The following is a 21,102-nucleotide window of genomic DNA, read 5'->3' as shown; positions in this document are numbered from 1 at the left end:
TTGCGTTTATTGGAGGGGCTTACATGATCATCAATCACCGCAAGCTGGTGCTTGCCACCACGGCGCTGTGCGCCGTCGGTTTCTCTGCCCATGCTTGGGCCCAGACGGCGCCGCCGGCAGGGGCGGAACCCACCGAGATCGAGGCCGTCGTGGTCGTCGGCTCCCAGATCAAGGGCGCGAAGGTCAACGCAGCCCTGCCGGTGACGGTGGTCGGCGAGGACCAGATCGGGGCGTCCGGCGCCGTGTCCGGCGACGAGCTCTTCCGATCGATTCCCCAGATGGGCGACGTGAACTTCAACGCCCAGTATCTGCCGGGCTCCAGCAACAGCGCGCGGGGCGACGTCGGCTCGGTGAACCTGCGCAACCTCGGCATCGGCAACACCCTGGTGCTCCTGAACGGTCGTCGCGTGGTGACTCACCCGACCAGCCAGGCCAATGACAACCTGGTGCCGGTGCTGACCTACAACACCAGCGCCATCCCGGTGACGGGCCTCAAGCGCCTGGAAGTGCTGCGGGATGGCGCGGCCGCCATCTACGGCGCCGACGCGGTGGCCGGCGTGGTCAACACCGTGCTGCGCGACGATGTCGACGGCTTGACCGCCTCGAGCCAGTACGGCTTCGCCGAGGGGACGAACCTCAAGGAGTACAACTTCAACGCCTTCGGCGGGAAGAACTTCGCCGACGGCCGTGGCAATGTCAGCGCCTTCGTCTCGTACGACCAGCGCACGAGCATGCGCTCGACGGACCAGGACTATACCGCTTCGTCGGACCGCCGTCCGCTGTTCGCCGGCACCCGCTTCGACGGCGTGGCCAGCCTTGACGGTCGCAGCACCACAACGCCGTGGGCCTATGTCCAGACTCCCCAGAGCTTCGGAACCGTGCGCCAAGGAACCACGGCCCTGACCAGCAGCGCCGGCTATTTCCACATCCAGCCTTCGACCTTCGCCGGTTGCCAGCTGAACATTAGCGGCGGCATGTGCATCGACGACGGCGCCCTGGCCACCTCGGCCGCCGATCGCGACCTGCGCTTCAACTCGGCCTCCCTGGGCACCACGGTGATCCCGGAGCTGAAGCGCACGAACGTCTTCTTGACCGGCCATTACGACATCTCCGATGACCTGACGGTCTTCGGCGAACTGGGCCTCTACCACGCCAAGACCAGCGCCCTGCAGGCGCCGATCGCCACGCTGTCCTCGGGCGTGATCAGCATTCCGGCCAGCAATTACTGGAACCCCTTCGGCCCGGTGACCTTCGCCAACGGCACGGCCAATCCCAACCGCCTGCCCAACCTGAACGTCCCGGCCAGCGGCCTGCCGCTGACCCTGCGCGGCTACACCTTCGCCGACCTGGGCCTGACCCATGTCGACGTCACCAACGACCAGTACCGGGTGCTGGGCGGCGTTCGGGGCCGGAAGTTCGGCTTCGATTGGGAATCGGCTCTGGTCTATTCGGAAGCCACCGCCGACGACATCAGCGACAACATCTCCAACACCAAGCTCTACGCCCAGCTGGCCCTGTCCACGCCCGACGCCTACAACGTCTTCAACGGCTCGGACATCAACAATCCCAGCGGCGCGGACACCACCCGCAACAGTGAAGCGGCCATCGACGCCATCCGCGTCAAGATCAAGCGCCGCACCAAAAGCACCCTGGCCTCCTGGGACTTCAAGGTCTCCAGGCCCGACCTCTTCAGCCTGCCGGCCGGCGACGTCGGCGTGGCCTCGGGCGTCGAGGTGCGTCGCGAGACTCAGATGGACGATCGCGACAAGCGCATCGACGGAACGGTCACCTTCACCGACCCCATCAGCGGCGTGGTGCTGAGCGACCTGATCAACTCCAGCATCAACCCTGACACCAAGGGCCACCGTTCGGTCGCCTCGACCTATATCGAGTTCGCCGTCCCGCTGGTGTCGCCGGAAATGTCGATCCCGCTGGTCCATCGCCTGGATCTGCAACTGGCGGGTCGCTACGAGCACTACAGCGACTTCGGCAACACCGCGAAGCCCAAGATCGCCGGCGCCTGGGACCTGATCGACGGGTTCCGGATCCGCGGTTCGTGGGCCAAGGGCTTCCGGGCGCCGAACCTGGAGCAGATCAACGCCACGGTGGTGTCGCGCTCGAACAATCGGACCGACTACGCCTTCTGCGAGGCCGACCTGCGGGCCAAGCGCATCACCTCGTTCGCGGGCTGCTCGCGCTCGCTGCTGACCACGGCGCGCCGGGCCGGTAACCCCGACCTGGATCCCGAAGAGTCTGAAACCCTGTCGTACGGCGTGGTCCTGGAGCCGAAGTTCATTCCTGCCGAATATGGCCGCCTGACCTTCACCGTCGACTACTGGAAGGTGAAGCAGACGGGCCTGATCGGGGTGTTCGGCGAGGGCAACGCCCTGATCCTCGACTACCTGCTGCGCCAGTCGGGTTCGAGCAACCCGAACGTCATCCGCGCCGCCCCGACGGCCGACGACATCGCCGCCTTCAAGGATACCGGCCTCGCGGCCGCCGGCCAGGTCCTGTACGTCAACGACAAGTACACCAACCTGCAGCCGCAGGACGTCGAGGGCCTGGACCTTGGGCTGATGTATCGCCTGAACACCGACAAGCTCGGCGACTTCGACCTGAACGTGAACGCCGCGCACCTGATCAAGTACTATCAGTCGCCGTCGCCGGGCATCGCCGAGCTGCTGGCGGCGCGCAGCGCGGGCAAGATCAACGCTGGCACCACCATCAACGGCGGCGGCAACCTTCTGCGGCAGAACGGCAAGACCGACTGGAAGGTCTCGGCCTCGCTGACCTGGCGTTACAAGCAGCTCACCGTCGGCGGCTTCACCCAGTACATCGGCGACTACAACGACACAGCCTTGCTCGACTCGGCCGGGTCGCCGTGGGTTGTTGACTCGCAGATCACCGCCAACCTGTACGGCGAGTACGACTTCGCCCAGGCCAACACCAAGCTGCGGCTGGGCGTGCGGAACCTCACCGACAAGGATCCGCCGCTGAGCTCGGCGGGTTATGACGGGACGGTCTATCAGCCGTATGCCCGCTACTGGTACGTCTCGGTCAAGAAGACGTTCTAGGGACGGGGACTCAAGTGACGCATCAGTTCAACGCTTACCGAGCGCGCTGGCGGGTTTCGAGCGCGCTGGCCGCGCTCGCGCTCGCCGCCGCGCCGGCTGCCTTCGCTCAGACCGCTGGCGCGCCCGCGCCAGCGGCCGCTTCTCCGGCGGCTCTGCTGCCGGTGAAGACCGACGCGGCCAAGAACGCCGTGATCGTGACGTTGCCGCCGCCCGCCGCCGATGGCGTGTCTGGCCGGTTCCTCTACCAGCCCAGCCTCAGCGGCGGCCTGGGGTCAACGCCAGTCGGCCTTGACCGGGCCGCCACCGGCGAGACCCAGGTGCTGATCTTCCGGCGCGTGGGCAAGAAGGTGCTGATCGCGTTCGAAAACTACGGCTTCCGCGCCGTCGGCGGCACGCCAGAGGAAGCCCGTACCGTCCAGGACAGCTTTCCGCCCTCGGTCGTCTGGTCGGGCGACGTGATCTCCGACACCCCTGACGGCGGCGTCACGGTCGACATCGCCTCCTTCCTGCTGCGTGATGCGTTCGACATCACCGGTGGGCTCAAGCGCGGCAAGCAGGGCGCCTACAAGTTGGCCTCGTCGCTCAGCTATGTCGACCTGCCGCTCACCGGTGTTTTCCCTGACAACCTCGAATTCGAGACCCGGCAGACCTTCACCGCCGACGAGCCGGGGGGCGAGGTGAATGGCATCGCGCCCGACGGTCGCGCCGTGACCTTTGGCGTCCATCACAGCTTCATCCGCCTGCCGGCGCCGGGCTTCGTCCCGCGAGCCTACGATCCGCGAACGGGCACGTCGGCCCAGGTGCTGTTCGCCGACTACGCCGCGCCGCTGGACCAGCCGATCGTCCAGCGCCTGGCGCGACGGTTCCGGCTCGAGAAGACGGACCCAACCGCGGCCCGCTCGCCGGTCAAGAAGCCGATCGTCTATTACGTCGATCGCGGCGCGCCCGAGCCCATCCGTTCGGCTCTGATCGAAGGCGGCCGCTGGTGGGCGAAGGCCTTCGAGGAGGCCGGCTATGTCGACGCCTTCCGGGTGGAGCTGCTGCCCGAGGGTGTCGATCCGATGGACGCCCGCTACAACGTCGTCAACTGGATCCACCGGCAGACCCGGGGCTGGTCGACCGGCACCACGGTGGTCGATCCGCGCACGGGCGAGATCGTCCGTGGCGTCGTCCAGCTGGGCTCGCTGCGCGTGCGCCAGGACCGGCTGATCTTCGAAGGCCTCGTCGGCGCGGACAAGACGGGCAAGGGCGGTCCCGACGATCCGATCAATGTCTCGCTGGCGCGTATCCGCCAGCTGTCGGTGCACGAGATCGGCCACACCCTTGGTCTGGCCCACAACTTCGCGGGCAGCACCTATGGCCGCGCGTCGGTCATGGACTATCCCGCACCGCAGGTGAAGATCCAGGGCGACCGGCTGGACCTCTCCGACGCCTACGCCAAGGGCGTGGGGGCCTGGGATCGTTTCGCGATCAACTGGCTCTACTCGCAAGGCGCGCCGGGCTCGAACGAGACTGCTCGCCTTGATCGCTTGGCGCGCGAGGCCCAGGCCAGGGGGCTTCGCTACGTCACCGACGGGGACTCGCGCAGCAATTCGGCGGGCCAGCCCTACGGCGCGCTTTGGGACAATGGTCCCGACGCGGTCGCGGAGTTGGATCACGTGCTGACCGTGCGCAGGCTGGCGCTGAGCCGTTTCGGCCTGGCGAACCTGCCCAAGGGCGCGCCGGCGGCGGACCTGAAACGGGTCTTGGCGCCGATCTACCTGTTCCATCGCTACCAGGTCGAAGCTGCCGTGAAGCTGATCGGCGGGGTCGACTACGCCTACGCCGTGCGCGGCGATGGTCACGAAAGCGCCTCGATCCCGTCGGCCGCCACCCAGCGCAAGGCGCTGGACGCTTTGCTGCGCACGACCGACGCGGCCACCCTGGATCTGCCGGATCCTCTTCTGAACCTGCTGTCGTCCGGTCAGTCCGGGGTTCGGGACAAGGCCTACGAGATCGAGATCTTCCCGACCTCGGGCCCGGCGATCTTCGACCTGCCGACCGCCGCCGAGATGGCCGCCGACCAGACCGTGTCGCTGCTGCTCAATCCGCAACGGCTGAACCGGGTAGTCGAGCAGAACCGTCGCGACCCCGCTCAACTGGGCGTGGCCGAGTTGACCGAGCGTCTGCTGGCGTCCGTTGCGCCGAGCGACGTCCAGGGGCGGTTGGGCGACCTGCGTCGGCGCATCCGCGCGCGTGTCGTCAGCGATCTGATCGAGGCGCAGAGCGACAAGGCGCTCTCGCCGACCGCGGCCGCCCAGATCGACGCGGCGTTGCGGACCTTTGGCAAGACCCTGGCGGCCTATCAGGGCGGCGGGGCCGAGGCCGATCAGGCCGCCATGCTGTCGCGAGCCCTGCTGAGCGACGACGCCGGCGCTAGGCAGGCTTTGGCCGCGCCTCGCTCCGGCGCGGTTGAAGCCCTTCCGCCCGGCATGCCGATCGGCGGCGAGGACTGCTGGTTCTGCGCTCCGAGCGCAGGTTTGTAATGCGTACCCCAGAAAGAAAGCGTCTCATGACCGTTCTCCCCCTCGGGCTCTCCAAGGCCACTTTCCGAGGCGCGCTGATCGCCGCCAGTTTCCTGCTGCCCGCGGCGGCCGCCCACGCCGCGACGCCGGCCGTCGCGATCATCAACGCCCAGATCTTCGACGGCACGGGCGCCGCGCCCTATAAGGGTGTTCTGGTGGCGCAGGATGGCCGCATCGTCGATGTCGGCCCCAAGGCGAAGCCGCCAAAGGGCGCTCAGGTGATCGACGCCAAGGGCGAGGCCGTGGTCCCGGGCTTCTTCGACGTCCATACCCACTGGACCCCGGCCGGCGCGCCGGCCATTACGCCCAAGATCGCCGACGCCTATCTGGCCTCGGGCGTGACCACGGTGAACGATTTCCACCAGCAGCCGGAATCCTTCGCGCCGCGCCGGCAGTGGCTGTCGACCCTCACCGCGCCGCACGTCAATTTCGTAGCCCGCGTCAGCACGCCGGGCGGTCACGGCGCCGACTGGGCTGACGAAGCGACCACCCGCTGGGTGAACACGCCCGAAGCGGCCAAGGCCGCCATCGAGGGCCTGGCTCCCTACAAGCCCGACGCCATCAAGGCCTTCACCGACGGCTGGCGCTATGGGTCCTCGCCCGACAACACCAGCATGGATGGCTGGACGCTGAAAGCCCTGACGGACGCGGCCCACAAGCTGAACCTCAAGGTCCTGTCGCACACGGTCACGGTTGAGCGCGGCGCCGTCGCGGCCAGCAGCGGCGTCGACATCATCGCCCACAGCCTGCAAGACGAGCCGATCGACGCCGAGACCGTCGCTAGGCTCAAGGCCAACGGCACCTTCTACGCCCCGACCCTGGCGGTCTATGAGCCGGTCAAGCCGGGGCAGAAGCCGCCGGCCGACGCCGATAGCCCCCGCGCCAAGCTGGCGGTCCAGAAGTTCGGCTACGCCCTGGCCAATGTGAAGACGCTGAAGGACGCCGGCGTGCCGATCGCGCTCGGCACAGACGCCGGCATGCCTGGCACGCCGCATGGCGCCTCCACCCTGCGCGAGATGGAACTGCTGGTCCAGGCCGGCCTCTCCCCTTCGGAGGCCCTGATTGCCGGCACCGCCACCAGCGCCCGCGCCATGAACCTGCTTGCCGACCGGGGCACCCTGGAGAAGGGTAAGCGCGCTGACTTCGTGCTGATCGCCGGCCAGCCGTGGACGACCATCACCGACATCCGCAAGGTCGACCGCGTCTTCATCGACGGCAAGGCTGTGTTCGGGTCCGGCTCGACCCGCTCGCCCGCCAACGACAAGCCGACCATGCCGGTGCTGAAGGCCAAGGGGCCGTTGATCGACGACTTCGAGCGCGCCGACGGCCGCACCAGCCTGGACACGCTAAGACTCAGCGACTTCGACGGCGGTCGTGACCGCAGTGTCGAGGTTCTTCAGACCATCGATCGCGGGGATGGCGACCATGTGCTGAGCGTGGCGGCCAAGATGGCCCAGAAACCCGAACCCGACGCCGGCGTCCTGCTGCCGCTGAGCCGCGGCTCGGTCGAGCCGGTCGACGCCTCGGCGTTCAAGGGCGTGACCTTCGAACTGCGCGGCGATGGCGGTCCCTATGTCGTGACCATCAACAGCGCTTCGGGCTCTTGGGCGGCCACGGTGTCGGCCGACAAAACCTGGGCCAAGGTCACTGTGCCCTTCACCGACTTCAAGCGCTCGGGTCGAGGCGAGGGGGCCTGGACTGGAACGGATTTGCTCGAGGTCGGAGTGTCGGGCTCGCGCCCGGCTGGCCGCAAGCTGTGGTTCGAGCTCGACGACGTGACCTTCTACTGAGCCTTTACGCCTCGTCGCCGAGACCAATCGCGCCATCGACCCGCGCCAGGGCGGTGGCGCGGGTCAGCCCGGGCAGGCCTGTTCGGGCGGCGACGATCGGGGTGAGGCCGCGATCTTGGCGAGAATTCGCTACGCATCACGGGTAGCGATTTGATGGTTACGCTATCTTCCTACTGACGGGTTCAAGTCTTGGCCCACCTCGATTGCGCCCGCTAAACGCAAAGCCTACATGTCGCGAGGCGGCATTTGGGGGCATGTGTTGTGCGCGTAGCACTTGGAAAGAGCTTTGACGGGAATTCGCGGCGATGACGCCGTCGGCCTCGAGTACGGACAGGGACGTCGAAAGGCTTTGTCTGGCGCTCTCGGCTGACCTGATTGCTAGCGGTTTCCTAAGGGGGAGCTTCCGCTCGGCGCTCGACACGATTTTGGCGCTGGCCATAGCCCAGGCAAACCTGGCGCCGATGGCTCGCAACTTGGCGTTCCAGAAGACCTATGCGGGCTTGAGCAGTCCGCCGCCCGACGAGGTGCGCAGGCCGGTGAGATCACGGTCGATCGCCATCTCGCTCGGCATTCCCCAGGAGACGGCGCGACGGCGCGTGGCGCTGATGGTCGAATCCGGGTTCCTGGTCCAGACGAGCGCAGGGGTCTACATGCCCAAGAGCGTTACCGCGACCCCCGTCTACATCGATACCGCCAAGGCGACTTGGCGGGCGATCGGCGACCTCTATTGCGCCCTCAGACGCGCGGGCGCGCTGGAGGCGCCAACGGGCGGGACCGGCGATGGAGAGATCCCGCACAGATACATGATGCGACTTTGGGGCGATCATTTCCTGCGATTGATCGAGACGCTTCTGTCGATGGTCCACAAGCCCCTCGGCATCGTCCTGTTGTTCACGATCCTGCGCGAGAGCCAGGCGACGGAGTCTGGCGCCGGCGAACCCGTTTCCGCCTTGTCCCTGTCACGGTCGCTGGGCGTACCGTTCGAAACCGTAAGGCGCAACGCTCTGCGGCTCGCCGAGAATGGCCTGTGTCAGAAGGTGTCTCGCGGCTATTTGATCACCGCCGAACTACTCGATACGCCGATCTGGCGACAATTCGCCGAGCGTCATCGCCAGATCCTGATGCGCTTTTTCTCAATCATGGGCGAGCGGGACCTGCTGGGCTGGTGGGAAGCCGACTATCAGGCCGCGAATTAGCCTTCGCCTTGCCCGGAGCGGCGAGCGCTCGGGCAAGGCGTTGAGGCAGACTAGAATTTCCGGCTCAAGCTGAGACCCCATTCACGGGGACGGCCATAGCTAGCTTCCTTCAGGCCAAAGCCGCTGGAGGCGTTGCCCGAGACCTTGTAGCGCTCATCGGACAGGTTGGAGCCGAACAGCGCGATTTGCCACAGCTGGTCCGGAGACGCGTAGGCCAGACGCGCGCCGAACAGGTCGTAGGCGGGCTGGGTCAGGTCGGGGTCGTTGGCGACGTCGTTGTAGACGGTGCTGTAGTGGGTCCAGTCGGCCCGGGCGGTCACCCGCCCGCCGTTGGGCAGATCATGGCCGTATTCGACGCCGCCATTCAGCGTCCACTTGGGCGCTTTCACGAAGTGCGTCGCCAGGGTGATCGGCAGCACCTGACCCGCCGCCAGGCCGTTGCCGACCTCGGTATATTTGGCGTCCATGTAGCCGCCGCCGAAGTTGAAGCTCCAGTGGGTCGTCGGCCGGGCTTGCAGTTCGACTTCGACGCCCTTGACTTCGCCGGCCGCCGCGTTGGCGACGAAGTTGCGCGGCGTCTGGTTCACCGTCACCTGGATGTCCTGATAGTCGCTGAAATAGCCGGCGACGTTGAGGATCAGGCGGCGATCCAGCCAGGCGGTCTTGGCGCCGGCCTCGTAGGTGACGAGCGTCTCGGGCTGGTACTCGGTGACCTCCGAGGCGTCGTTGAGCGGGCGGGCGTTGAGGCCGCCGCTCTTGAAGCCCTTTCCCACGGAAGCGTAAAACAGGACGTCCGGCGTGGCTTTGTATTCGAGGCCGACTTTCGGCGTGAACGAGTTCCAGGATCCGCTGCGTGAGAGCAGGGCGATGATCCCGCCGTCGCGGATGCGGCGGTGGTCCAGCACGTAGTCCTTTTCATCGCGGTTGTAGCGGGCCCCGAGCGTCGCGCTCAGCCGATCGGTAAGGGTCAGGCTGCCTTGGGCGAAGGCCGCGTAGGTGGTGCTGGTCACCTTGGTATAGACCGCCGCCGACGGGCTATAGGGCGGCGGCGAGGCGCCCGGCGCCAGGCCCAGAGCCAGCTTGGCGAAGCCGGAGTCGGTGCCGCGTTCGCGGAAGGCGTAGACGCCCGTCACCCAGGTCAGACGGTTATCGAAGGACGCGCCGCTGAGCTGGAATTCCTGGCTGTATTGGGCCTGGACGTCGTGGTTGAAGGTCTCGCGGAAGGTGAAGGGCGTGTTGTCGCCGTCGCGGGCGAAGGTCGCCTTCAGGCCCCGGATCGCGCTGATGCTCTTGAAGGACACAGCGCCGAGATCCCAATCCACGGTAGCCGAGGTTCCCCACAGGTCCAGGTCGTTGATGTTCGGACCTGTGCCATAGGTCGTGTACGGATCGTTGGTCAGGAACGAGGTGTTGAGCGTCTTCGAGCCGTTCGGCGCGGTGATGCCGAGACCCGGCGCGACATAGGTGTTGAAGTTGGCGATAAACGGTCCAGCCACGAAGCCGGGAACCGAGCCGATCACCAGGAGCTTCTGCGGCGCGGAATGTTCGCGGGCGCGCGTATAGTCGGCGGACAGATTGACCGTGACCGCATCCGAGGCTTCCCAGCGCAGTTGGGCTCGGGCGGCGGTGGCGTTGCGGTCACCCAGGTCGTCGCCGGTCAGAAGGCGCTTGCCGTAGCCGTCGCGGGTGAGACGCGCGGCCGAGAGGCGGGCCGAGACCTTGTCACTAAGGGGGATGTCGACGTGGCCCTTCACGTCGCGACGATCGAGGCTGCCGATCACGCCCTCGATCTTGCCGCCGAACGTGTCCTTAGGCTGATCGGTGGTGATGATCACCGCGCCGCCGATAGTGTTCTTGCCGAACAGGGTGCCTTGCGGGCCGCGCAGCACTTCGATGCGGCTGACGTCGAAGGCGTCCAACGTGCCGCCGATGGAGCGGGCGTAGTAGACGCCGTCCACATAGACGCCGACGCCGGGATCGCTGAAGATCGCGAAGTCGTTCTGGCCGACGCCCCGGATGAAGACCGTCGCGTTGTAGTTGCCGCCGCTAAGCGCCGCGGCGCCGTCGAAGCGGATGCTCGGCGCGAACTTGGCGATCTGGTCGACGCTCTCGACGCCCCGGCTTTGCAGGGCCTCTCCGCCAAGCGCCGTGACGGCGACGGGCGTGTCCTGCAGGCGTTCTTCGCGACGGCGAGCCGTCACGACGACTTCTTCGATCTGGGCCGTTTGGGTGTCGGTGTTCTGAGCGACGGACGGTGTCGCGATCGCCTGAACACCGGCCACCGCGCAAGCCATCAGTCCCCCGGCGCGCAGGCGGCCGGAGATAGTCCCAATCCTGGGCATAGGTTTTCCTCCCGGTACGTCGATGATCATCCAGCGCGAGCGCTCGTGATCGTTCTGATTGTTATGCGTACTAACTATTTCAGAGCATGATTGTATGCCGCGTGCAACCGCCTCTCGCCACGTTCCGAAAATCAAAGAACAATGTTGCGCGAAGGTCGCGCTTCGCGAGTCTCAGGCGCATGCGGAAGGACGCGCGCGCTCGTACTGAGCGCGCGCGTCCCCGTATCCCAAGAACCAGGAAGGGTTGGATTTAGTCGTCGCTTGGCCTGGTTCGACCGCTCAGCCACAGACAGGCGACACCGCCGGCGGCGAGGATGGGCAGAAGCGCCAGGAGAACCTGACTGGGCGCACGTCCAGCGCCGATCAGCGACGCCGCCAGCAAGGGACCGGCGGCCGAGCCTAGGCGTCCCATGACGACGGCCGCGCCCACGCCGGTGCCTCGCAGGCGCGTGGGATAGAAGCTCGGCGCCATGCCGTAGACCGTGGACTGGACGCCGGAGATGGTGGCGCCGACCGCCGCGCCCACGACCAGGAAGATCGAGAGCGAGGCTGGGGCCGAGGCCGCGGCGGCGAGCGCGACGGCCGAGGCGCCGAAGACCGCGAGTATGGTCAGGGTTCGTCTGTTGGGATGATCCATCAGCCAGCCCGTCGCTACGCTGCCCACCGCCCCGGCGAGGTTGAAAGCCATCTGCACCAGGCCCGCATCGGGTCGGCTAAGGCCCTTGCCGATGAGCAGCGACGGCAGCCAGCTCAGCAAGAGGTACATGATCAGCAGCGCCAGGAAGAACGAGATCCACAGGAGGAGCGTCGTCAGGCCGCGCCCGTCGCCAAAAGCGGCTTCGGCGAAGCCCGCTTTCTGGACGGAGGCGTCTCGAGCCGCGCCAACAGGTTTTGGCGGATTGGGCAACAGGGGAATGGCCAGCGCCAGGGCGAGTAAGGGACCCACGCCGCCGACATGGAAAATCACCCGCCAATCCGACGGATCGGCGCCGGCGAGGCTGACTAGACTGGCGATCGCGCCGCCGAAGGGCAGACCCGCATAAAGAAAGCCAACGGCTCGGCTGCGCAGGCGAGGTTCGACGCTCTCGGCGACGATCGCGATCAGGTTCGGCAGGGCGCCCCCCAGGCCCACGCCGGTCAGGAAGCGGGCCAGCAGAAGACTGTTAAGGTCGTTCGCAAGGCCGGTCGCGATCGACAGCAGACCAAACACGGCCACGGAGAAAAGCAGGGTGGTCTTCCGCCCTAGTCGGTCGGAGAGGCGGCCTCCAACGGCGGCGCCGAACATCAAGCCGAACGTGCTGACGCTGAAGAACCATCCGAGGGCGTCGGGCGAGAGCCCCAGGTCCGGCGCCAGGCGGGGCGCGGCGACCCCCGCCGATTGCAGGTCAAAGCCTTCGAAGACCGCCAAAAGACAACAGATGGCGACGGCCGCCAGACTCGTGCGTCCGCGCGCCATGTCGTTTCCATCGATCATGGATCCTCCCCCTTCTCACCATCGCGCTCTACGTCGCGTCTTTTTGATATGTGTCATAACTATTATGGAATGTCGCTCCTATTCGCGACGATCGGCGCGAATCCGCTCGCCGTGCTACGAAACGGGCAAGGCGAGGAAGACGCGTTGATGGCTAACGCTGCGGAACTTAAGACGACGACTGAGGCAGCCCTCTCGTTGGGAGGGTTGGAGACCACCGTGGGGTTCGTGCTCCGGCTGGCTCAGGTCGCGGTGTTCAAGGACCTCTTGGCGGCGCTAAAGCCCTTTGACCTGCGCGTCACGGATCTCTCTGTCTTGCTGGTCATCGAGGCCACGCCCGGTCTCCAGCAGCGGGCGATCGGCGACATGTTGCGCATTCAGCGCCCGAACCTAGTCATCATTCTCGACCAACTGCAGGCTAGGGGGCTTGTTCGGCGCGATCCGGTTCCCGGTGATCGGCGCTCCTACGCCCTTTCGATAACCCCCGAGGGCTCGGCGCTTCTGAAGGGGGCGAAAGCGGCGCATGCGGCGCATGACAAGAAGGTCCTGGCGGCGCTCGGCGACCTCAAGAAAGAGCAGATGCTAGCCGTTCTGGAACGGATCGCCGAGATCTAGCTCGGCCGCCGAGGCAAACTCGCTCCAGGCCGCATCGACCTGTCGTCAAATGATTTGCGCAACAAACAATATGATGTAGAAACAAATAAAGCGCCCACTGAAGGCGCGGCGACCGACGCCATGGAGGAAACTTATGTCTGACGCCGTGCGCGGAGACGTCGATGCGTCCCAGGCTGGCGCGACGAGCAAGATCGTCTGGCGACCCTATCATATCTATATTGTCGGTCTGCTGTTGCTGATCACGATCTGCAACTACCTCGACCGGATCGTGCTCAACGTTCTGCAAGAGCCCATCAAGCGCGAGCTGCGGCTCAGCGACTGGCAGCTGGGCTTGCTGAGCGGTCCCGCTTTCGCGCTGTTCTACTCCGTCGCCGGCATTCCTGTCGCCCGACTGGCCGAGCGGACTAACCGCGCCCGCCTAATGGCGGCGGTGGTCGCGGTCTGGTCGACGATGACGGCGCTGTGCGGCGTCGCCCAGGGCTTTGTCCAGCTGCTGCTGTTTCGCGTCGGCGTGGGCATGGGGGAGGGCGGTTGCCTTCCGGTCAGCCACTCGCTGCTGGCCGACAATTTCAGCATGCGCCAACGCGGCATGGTCATGTCGATCGTCAGCACCGCGCCGTCCTTCGCCACCATCCTGGCGCCGATCGTCGGCGGGCTGATCGCCCAGCAGTGGGGCTGGCGCGCGGCGTTCCTGGTCGTGGGTCTGCCGGGTCTGGTGCTCGCGCTGCTGGCCTGGCTGACCCTCCGAGAACCTCGCGATCGGGCCCAGGCCGACACCTCCGCGAAGGTCGAAGCGAAGTCCAATTCCACCTTCTCGGCGGACCTAGGCGTGCTGTTGCGTAACCCCGCCTTCGTGATGCTGGTGGTGGGCGGGGCCTTCATCGGCCTGGCCTATAATGGCGTCACGGTGTTCACCGTCTCGTTCATGATGCGCACGCATGGCCTGACCTTGTCCGAGGCGGGCGGCGTCGTCGGCCTGGGTGGCATGCTTGGGCTGGCTGGAACCTTCTTGGGCGGCTTGGCGGCCGACAAGCTGGCCGACGCGCGCGGACGCTCTTACGTGCTGGTGCCGGCGGTCGGCGGCGTATTGACTTGCCTCTTCTATGGCTTGGCCTTCGCCCAGCCGAACTGGGCGCTGGGACTTCCGCTGTTGCTGGCCGCCTCTGTCGCCTACAACCTCAAAAACGGGCCGATGTACGCCGCGGTGCAGAACATCGTGCCCGGAACCATGCGAGCCACCGGCGCCGCCGTCTTCATGTTCGGCGCGACGGTGATCGGCGGCATGACCGGTCCTCTGATCGCCGGCGGCGTGAGCGATAACGTCGCTGGCCGCGCCTTCCCGACCGCCCTGGGCGTCTTCCATGCGGCTTGTCCAGGCGGGCGGGCGGCCAAGGGCGCGGCGACGGAGGTCGCGCAGGCCTGCGCCCAGGCCTCGGCGGCCGGGCTGCAGACCGCCCTGGTGGTGGTCTCGATGGGCTTCCTGCTGGCGGCGGGCTTCCTGGTGCTTGGGGCGCGCTGGCTGAAGGCCAACGAGCCGGCGGCCGCCTGAAACGCTACTGGTCGCTGTCGGCGAAGCAGCGCTTGTAGAGCTTGTCGAGCAGCGTGTGCAGGACCTGATGTTCCTGGTCGGTCAGCGCCGTCTTGATCGACGCTTCGTTGACGTGCGCCAGGGCGCGCATCTCCTCCAGAGCCTTCAGGCCGACCGGCGTGGCGAAGAGGAGGTGACGGCGCCGATCGGTCTGTGAACGCTGGCGCATCGTCCAGCCCAGGCGTTCCATGTTGTCGAGGATGGCGACGATCGTCGCCTTGTCGAAGCCGACCTCGCGCGCCAGCGTCTTTTGCGAAAGCCCCGGGTTCGCCGCGATGAGGGCCAGCGCCGAAAATGCGCCAGGGCGGATTTCCTCGCGATCCAGCAGGGCGTTGAAGGCGCGCGACAGGTGATTTTGGATCCGACGGATCCGGAAGCCGACCAAGTCGTCGAGCACGCCAAGGGAAATCTCGCCTCGGGGCTCGTCGTCTTCAACGGTCGCGATGGGCTCGGCCTTGGCGGTCATCGGCGGTCTTTTCTCCGGCGGCTGAATGACTTCCTCGTCGATTTGGTCAGTCGCGGTCAATGGTCATGCGCTCCTGAAGACGACGCGGTCGCCTTCCCAAGCGAATTCGGTTTTGAGACCGACCTTATGGCTGATCGCCGCGACATACTCGGCCACAGCGCGACCTTGCGCGTCATCTCCGAGCGGCTCTGGCTGGCCTGTCGGAGTCATCCAGATCGGCCGGAAGCCAGGGCTAATCACACCGTTCGCATCAATGTGGCAGGCCGCGACCATGCCGTTCTTGGCTTCGGGATGGAAGGGATAAAGCGGGTAGTCCGGATCCGGCTCGAAGCCGAACAGCGCCTTGCGCTTTTCGGCCCACGCGCGGCGGACGGGGTTGTCGTTGCCCTCCGCCGTCAGGGCGCGGGTGACCGTGACGAAATTTCCCAGGCCGTGGAAGATCGGCTTGCCGCGCCAGACTTCGACGCCCCGCAGGATGTGGGCGTGGTGGCCGATGACGATGTCCGCGCCGGCTTCGATAGCCGCCCGCGACACGGCTTTCTCGTACATGGCGATGTGGGCCGGGGTGTGGACCACGCCCTTGTGGAAGGCGACGACTAGCACGTCGACCTGCGCGCGGATCGCGGCGACGTCGGCTTGCATGGCTTCGACCGTGTCGGGATCGGCGAAGGTGTAGACCTTGGGCGGCCCGCCCGGGTTGGCGTTCTCGAGTTCGTAGTGGGTAATGATCTTCAGATAGGCGCAGCCGGCGCGTTTCGGGCCGGCCCAACCTTCCTTGGGACCCACGCAGTTGTAGCTGAGCAGGCCGACGCGAAGGCCGCGTCGGGCCGCCAAGGCGGGCCGTCGGGCCTGGTCGAGATCGAGCCCGGCGCCGGCGCTGACGATCCCCTGGGCGGTCAGGTTGGCGATGGTGTCCTCGATGCCTTCGCCGCCTCGGTCGTGGATGTGGTTGCCGGCCAGGCTCACCATGTGAAATCCCGCCCGGCCGACCGCTTTCAAATTCTCAGGATCGCTGGCGGGGGCGGGGATGTCGCCGACCGACTCTCGGCCTCGGGTGGTGTGGGGCACCTCGACATGGCCGATCAGCAGGTCGGCCTCCGCCAGCAAGGGTCGCGCCTTGTCGAAGAAGAAGTCGGCGTTGGGTTCGTCCAGAACCAAGTCGCCGGTCATGTAGAGCTTGAACGGCGCGGTCATGGGGCGCTCCGCACGGGCAGCGTCACGCTGGAAGGCGTGTCGCCGCCGGTGTGCAAGGTCAGGGTCGGCGGGGGCGAAGTTTCGATCCGCGCGCGCTCGCGGGGCTCGGCGCCGCTGACGGCGATCCGCACCCGGTGGCCGGCCTTGAAGACGTAGGACACCGCCAGCATGTCGAACGACACCCGCACGGGCTCGCCGGCTTTCAGCGGCTGATGATCCTCGGTCCAGGCGCGACGCCACGGCGTGCCGATCGTGTCCCAGGGCGCTGTCACGACCTTGCGCAGCGAGGCGCGCTGGCGGCCTTCGCTGACCACGGTCACCGAGCCGTCCGGCGCGACGTCCTCGAGATAGGCGAACACGGGCTGTTCCGGCGCGGTCGACGAGATCCACAGGTCGGCCAGCGGTGAGCCGGTCATCTCGGTGTCGGCCTTCAAGACCGGGCCGCTGTACACGAAGCTCGCCTTGGCCGGATGGCAGGGCTGGGCGAAGGGGCCCCAGTTGGGTTGCACCGGATCGGGCGGGCAGGTCGGCGCGTAGTCGACCGTGACACTGCTGGTCGCCGTCTTGGCGGGGGGCTTGGGCTTCAACGCGCCCGCGTCCAGGAACAGGGCGTCGCGCGGGTCGGGACGCGGCCAGCGGTCGGTCGAGCGCCATTCCTGGCCCTTCGGCGCGCCGATCGTGAAGTAGTGGATGGGGGCGTCGGTCTCGATCCCCGTCGCCTCGCCTTTCAGATAGTGGTCGAAGAAGCGCAGCTGCTCGGCGCGCAGGTCGAAGCCGTCGTTCAGGCAGTGCCGCCAAGGGCCGATCACGATGCGCGCCTGAGCGGGCAGGTTGGCCTGGGCGATCAGGCCCTCGGTGCGGAAGTCGTCGTACCAGCCGCCCTGGATATAAAGCGGCACGTTCGAGGCCTTGAGCTGGCTGAGATAGGCGCCAATGCTGACCTCGCCCCAGAACTTGGCCATGACCAACGGCGACCAGCTGTCGCGATAGGGCATGGACTTCATCAGCTCGAGCAGGTTGGTCGACTTCTGGTGTTCCTCCGCCGCCTGGCGCAGCAGGACGCGATCCTCGTCGCCCTGGACCGGCGTGGCCTTCATGTCGTCTTCGAGCGTCCGGGTGGGGCCGGTGCCATATTGGGAGATGATGCCGCCGCGCGTGTGGCCGTCGTAGCGCTCCCAGGCGAAGCAGCCGGCGAAGGCCGCCTTCAGATGCGGCGGACGGGCGATCATGGCGTGCATCACCGCCTCGCCCGTGTTCGAGCAGCCGTACATGCCGATCCGACCGCTGGACCACGGCTGGGCGGCCAGCCATTCGGTGATCTCGTAGGCGTCGAAGCCCTCGGTGAAGTCTTCGTAGCCGCGTCGGACGCCGAACGAGGCGCCGTTGCCTCGGCGCGCCACGATCGCGACCACATAGCCCGCGCGGGTGAGGTCGGTGAGAGACTGGGCCGCCCCCGTCTCGCGCACGCCGGACTTTTCGATATCCAGCGTATGGTGCCAGATGACCGGCAGCCGCGTGTCCACGGGCTTACCGTCGACCGCCGGCCGGTGCAGCGAGATCGCGATCTTCGTGCCGTCGCGCATGGGCAGGTAGAACGAGGTCGCCACCTGCTGCGAATAGATATCCTTGGGCGCATAGGCGCCGAAGTTGGACGGCGGGGCGGCGACGGCGGGCAAGGCTGCGCTGGTGACCGAAAGCGCGGCGGCGAGGGCGATCGCTGAGGACTTCATACGAGGCTCACTGAAAAAGAAGCAGCGGGCGAAGCCAAGCTCGCCCGCCAAAGGTGTTCCCGGGGGGAAGATCGGAGATCACCAGGCCTTGCTGATCTCCACGGAGACAAAGCGGCCCAGCGGCGAGGCGGCCTGGCTGTCCCACGAAAGGGTGCCGTTCAGGACGATCGGCGGATCCTTGTCGAACAGGTTCATGACGTTGGCGGAGATCCGCAGATCCTTGGCCCAGCCCGCCTCGCGCTCGAAGGCGTAGGACGCGGTGGCGTCGAAGATGGTCTGGCTCTTGACCTTCACGTTCGGGGTGACCGCCGTGTTCAGGTAGCTGTCGGTATAGTTGGCGAAAAGGTTGGCCGACCAGCCGTCCGAGCGCCAGCCCAGCGCGCTGCGCACGCGCAGGTCGATGGGGTTGCCGAAGGTGTCCAGCACGTCTTGCCAAGGGGCGCTCGCCGCGGTCTTGCGTTCAAGTTTCAGGACCTTGGCGACCTCGGTCGACACCGTCCAGTCGCCGACCGGCGTGGCGAAGGCATAGCGAACCGAGACATCGAGGCCGCGCTGGTCGAGCTTACCCAGGTTCTGGCGACGGCCGTCGATCAGCACGTTGATGTTGGCGACCGGCTCGACCGGGTTTTGCAGGTCGGGGCTAGCCATGGCCGCGGCGACGAGGGCGTTGAAGGCGGCCGTGGCGGCGGCGTCCGACGCCGCCGGCCGGCGCGTGATGAAGGGCGCATAGACCGAGCCGTTGGCCAGGGCCGTGTTGGGGGTCACGTCGATGCGGTTGCTGTAGAGAATCTTGTACCAGGTGGCCGAGACGTTGAGGCCGTTGATGGCCTTGGGCTTCCAGTCGAAGCCCGCCGACCAGGTCTTGGCGGTTTCAGGACCAAGCTGTCCGTTGCCGCCGTTGGTGAAGATGCCGCGCGTGACGCCGGTGGCCGAAGCGGGATCGGTCAGGTTCTGGATGAAAATGTTCTTGATCTGGTCGGCGCTGTCGATCAGCGACGGGGCGCGGAACGACGTGCCGTAGGTGGCGCGCAGCGTCAGGTCTGCAACCGGCGCGTAGATCACCCCGATCTTAGGGTTTGTGGTCTTGCCGAAGTCGGAATAGTCCTCGCGGCGGCCCGCCAGCGACAGCTCCAGGCGCTGCACGCCAGGCAGGGCGTTGGAGGGGCCGACGATCGGCACGAACAGCTCGCCGTAGACGGTTTTGATGTCGCGGCTGTTGCTTACGATCTTGTAGGTCGCCGCGCCGCTGGCCAGGACGTTGGTGGCCTCGAGCGTCTGCTTGAAGCTGTTGTCGTGATATTCCGCGCCCACCGCGACGCGGACCGAGCCGGCGGGCAGGTTGAAGATCGGACCATCGGCCTTGATCGAGTAGTCCTTGGCGATGTTTGTGCCCCACGTCGCGCGGTTGGCGTCGATGATGTCGAGCAGGCGCGCGTTGTTCGTGCGGTTGAACGCGCCATTGCCGAAGGGATTGAACGCCGTGGTCGGGTCGCTGCTCGCCAGGGCGGCGGTCAGGGCGGCGTTGTTCAGCACGTTCTTCCGATCCTGGAAGCCCCGGCTGATGCTGTGGTCGGCATAGGCGGCGATCCGCCATTGCTTGCCCAGATCGTAGTTGAAACCAATCGCGTTCTGCTGGGCGTTCTCGAACCCCGTCGAGTTCGGATCGGCGTCGTCGGTCAGGCGATATTCGACCGTCTCCGAGGTCTGGCCGGCGGGTGAGACGAACCAGGGGTTGGTGTTCCGCACCGTCAGGCTGAACAGGGCGGGCGGCGCCGCCAGGTTGAATTTGCGGCGGGTGTAGAAGCCTTCGTACCAGACCTCGGCCTTATCGCCGATGTGCTGGTGCACATTGAAGAGGATCGTGTTCCGGTTCTGCTTCGGCAGCAGGTCCGCGGCCGCCCCTTCGTCATAGCGGTTGGCCGTGCCCGCGACCAAGGCGGACGGGTTGACGCCGACGCCATTGCCGGCGGGCAGGGCGTAGCGCACGCCGCCGATGACGATGTTGCCGGGCGCGGCGGTGAAGGGGCGGGCGTCCGAGCCGCCCCGCGCGGTACGGTTCTGGCTGGCGAAGTCGCGATCCGCGCCCGACAGATTGCCCCGCTCATTGTGCTCGAACGAGAAGAACAGCTCGCCGGTGTCCCAGGTCTTGCCGAAGGTCTGGCTGTACTGCTTCTGGGAGACGTTGTCGGCGAACCCGTAGCGGAACGTGGTCTCGCCGCCGTCAAGGGAGCGGCGCGTGATCAGGTTCACGACCCCGGCCACGGCGTCCGAGCCGTAGATGGCCGAGGCGCCGTCGGTGACGACCTCGATGCGTCCGACGGCGGAAGTCGGGATTTGGTCAAGGTCGCCGAGCGCCTTGATGATGCCGTTCGGCGCCAGGCGGCGACCGTTCAGCAGCAGGAGGGTGGCCTCGGGGCCGATGCCGCGGAGGTTGGCGGTCCGAACGGCGGTGGAGTTGGCCGCGGCATCTTGCGCCCCGCCGTTGAAGCTGTTGCGGCTTTCATCGGCGCCCAGGTTCAGGACTTGCGGCAGCATGCGCAACGCATCGCTCGGCGCGCCGGCGCCGGAGGCCTTCAGGTCCTGAAGGCTCACGCCGACGGTCGGCGAGCCAGCGGCCGCCACGCCGCGAATGCTAGTGCCCGTGACGACGATCTCCGAGACCGCTGTGTCTTCGATGGTCGAGGTCTGCGGCGCGGTTTGCGCCTGCACGGCCGATGCGGCCGACCAGGCGGCGGCGATCATGGCCAGATGCGAGACGCAGGCGTGGCGTGAGTTGGTGGTCTTCATGGCGGCCCTCCCGTGCGCCGTCCGGCGCCCCGCCGTCGGCTGTTCTATTTTCGGTCGAGCTAAAAATCGTTCGACCGCAAATAGTATGTTACACAAACAATCTGAATTTCAAGTGGGCCCGCGAAAAATCAAGAACGACGTTATGGACGGGCGCGGACGCGCGCGCCCTGGAACGGGCGTCCCATTTCGGGGACTGTCTGCTGGCGATATAGTTTGTGATGCAAACTATTTATTGACACGAGCGACGCGCCCTCTCTGAATGTAAGGAGGAGGGCGTCTGGGGGT

Annotated in this window: 12 protein-coding genes; 6 read left to right on the top strand and 6 right to left on the bottom strand. The window is 66.6% G+C overall.

Features of this window, described 5'->3' with window-relative positions:
- Positions 1–23: 23 nt before the first annotated feature.
- The 4 genes from Q0379_RS19400 to Q0379_RS19385 all read left to right on the top strand — a co-directional run bounded on the left by Q0379_RS19400 (position 24) and on the right by Q0379_RS19385 (position 8,624).
- On the top strand, positions 24–3,074 hold the full coding sequence (locus Q0379_RS19400) for a TonB-dependent receptor (protein WP_299015511.1): 3,051 nt from the start codon (positions 24–26) through the stop codon (positions 3,072–3,074).
- Positions 3,075–3,088: 14 nt separating this feature from the next.
- On the top strand, positions 3,089–5,599 hold the full coding sequence (locus Q0379_RS19395) for a zinc-dependent metalloprotease (protein WP_299015508.1): 2,511 nt from the start codon (positions 3,089–3,091) through the stop codon (positions 5,597–5,599).
- A gap of 26 nt (positions 5,600–5,625) precedes the next feature.
- Positions 5,626–7,428, top strand: a complete 1,803-nt coding sequence (locus tag Q0379_RS19390; protein ID WP_299015505.1) for a CIA30 family protein — start codon at positions 5,626–5,628, stop codon at positions 7,426–7,428.
- 305 nt (positions 7,429–7,733) lie between these two features.
- Positions 7,734–8,624 carry a hypothetical protein gene (locus tag Q0379_RS19385; protein ID WP_299015502.1) on the top strand — a complete coding sequence of 297 codons (891 nt, stop codon included), beginning with the start codon at positions 7,734–7,736 and terminating at the stop codon, positions 8,622–8,624.
- Positions 8,625–8,674: 50 nt separating this feature from the next.
- On the opposite strand, the gene Q0379_RS19380 is transcribed toward Q0379_RS19385, so the two are convergent.
- Both Q0379_RS19380 and mhpT read right to left on the bottom strand, forming a co-directional pair.
- Positions 8,675–10,966 (bottom strand): TonB-dependent receptor, encoded by a 2,292-nt coding sequence (locus Q0379_RS19380; protein ID WP_299015499.1) that lies wholly within the window; start codon positions 10,964–10,966, stop codon positions 8,675–8,677.
- Between the two features lie 250 nt (positions 10,967–11,216).
- Complete coding sequence (mhpT, locus tag Q0379_RS19375) at positions 11,217–12,440, bottom strand: 3-(3-hydroxy-phenyl)propionate transporter MhpT (protein ID WP_299015496.1); 1,224 nt, start codon at positions 12,438–12,440, stop codon at positions 11,217–11,219.
- A gap of 69 nt (positions 12,441–12,509) precedes the next feature.
- Here mhpT and Q0379_RS19370 point away from each other — a divergent pair, with 69 nt between their 5' ends.
- Together Q0379_RS19370 and Q0379_RS19365 are read left to right on the top strand one after the other, a co-directional pair.
- Positions 12,510–13,052, top strand: coding sequence for a MarR family transcriptional regulator (locus Q0379_RS19370; protein WP_299015493.1), 543 nt, complete (start codon positions 12,510–12,512; stop codon positions 13,050–13,052).
- Between the two features lie 133 nt (positions 13,053–13,185).
- Positions 13,186–14,601 (top strand): MFS transporter, encoded by a 1,416-nt coding sequence (locus Q0379_RS19365; RefSeq protein ID WP_299015490.1) that lies wholly within the window; start codon positions 13,186–13,188, stop codon positions 14,599–14,601.
- Positions 14,602–14,605: 4 nt separating this feature from the next.
- On the opposite strand, the gene Q0379_RS19360 is transcribed toward Q0379_RS19365, so the two are convergent.
- The 4 genes from Q0379_RS19360 to Q0379_RS19345 form a co-directional block, all read right to left on the bottom strand.
- The gene (locus Q0379_RS19360; protein WP_299015487.1) at positions 14,606–15,106 is read right to left on the bottom strand and encodes a MarR family winged helix-turn-helix transcriptional regulator; all 501 of its coding nucleotides are present in this window, start codon (positions 15,104–15,106) and stop codon (positions 14,606–14,608) included.
- 63 nt (positions 15,107–15,169) lie between these two features.
- Positions 15,170–16,300 carry a CapA family protein gene (locus Q0379_RS19355; protein ID WP_299015485.1) on the bottom strand — a complete coding sequence of 377 codons (1,131 nt, stop codon included), beginning with the start codon at positions 16,298–16,300 and terminating at the stop codon, positions 15,170–15,172.
- Positions 16,297–18,030, bottom strand: a complete 1,734-nt coding sequence (locus tag Q0379_RS19350; RefSeq protein WP_299015482.1) for a CocE/NonD family hydrolase — start codon at positions 18,028–18,030, stop codon at positions 16,297–16,299. Before Q0379_RS19350 ends, Q0379_RS19355 begins: the two co-directional genes overlap by 4 nt.
- 78 nt (positions 18,031–18,108) lie before the next feature.
- Positions 18,109–20,817, bottom strand: a complete 2,709-nt coding sequence (locus Q0379_RS19345) for a TonB-dependent receptor (protein WP_299015480.1) — start codon at positions 20,815–20,817, stop codon at positions 18,109–18,111.
- Between the last annotated feature and the right edge of the window lie 285 nt (positions 20,818–21,102).

This window comes from uncultured Caulobacter sp. (assembly GCF_937900395.1).
Classification (GTDB): Bacteria; Pseudomonadota; Alphaproteobacteria; order Caulobacterales; family Caulobacteraceae; genus Caulobacter.
The sequence above is the reverse complement of the archived record's forward strand: the minus strand, read 5'-3'. Positions and strand labels throughout refer to the sequence as shown.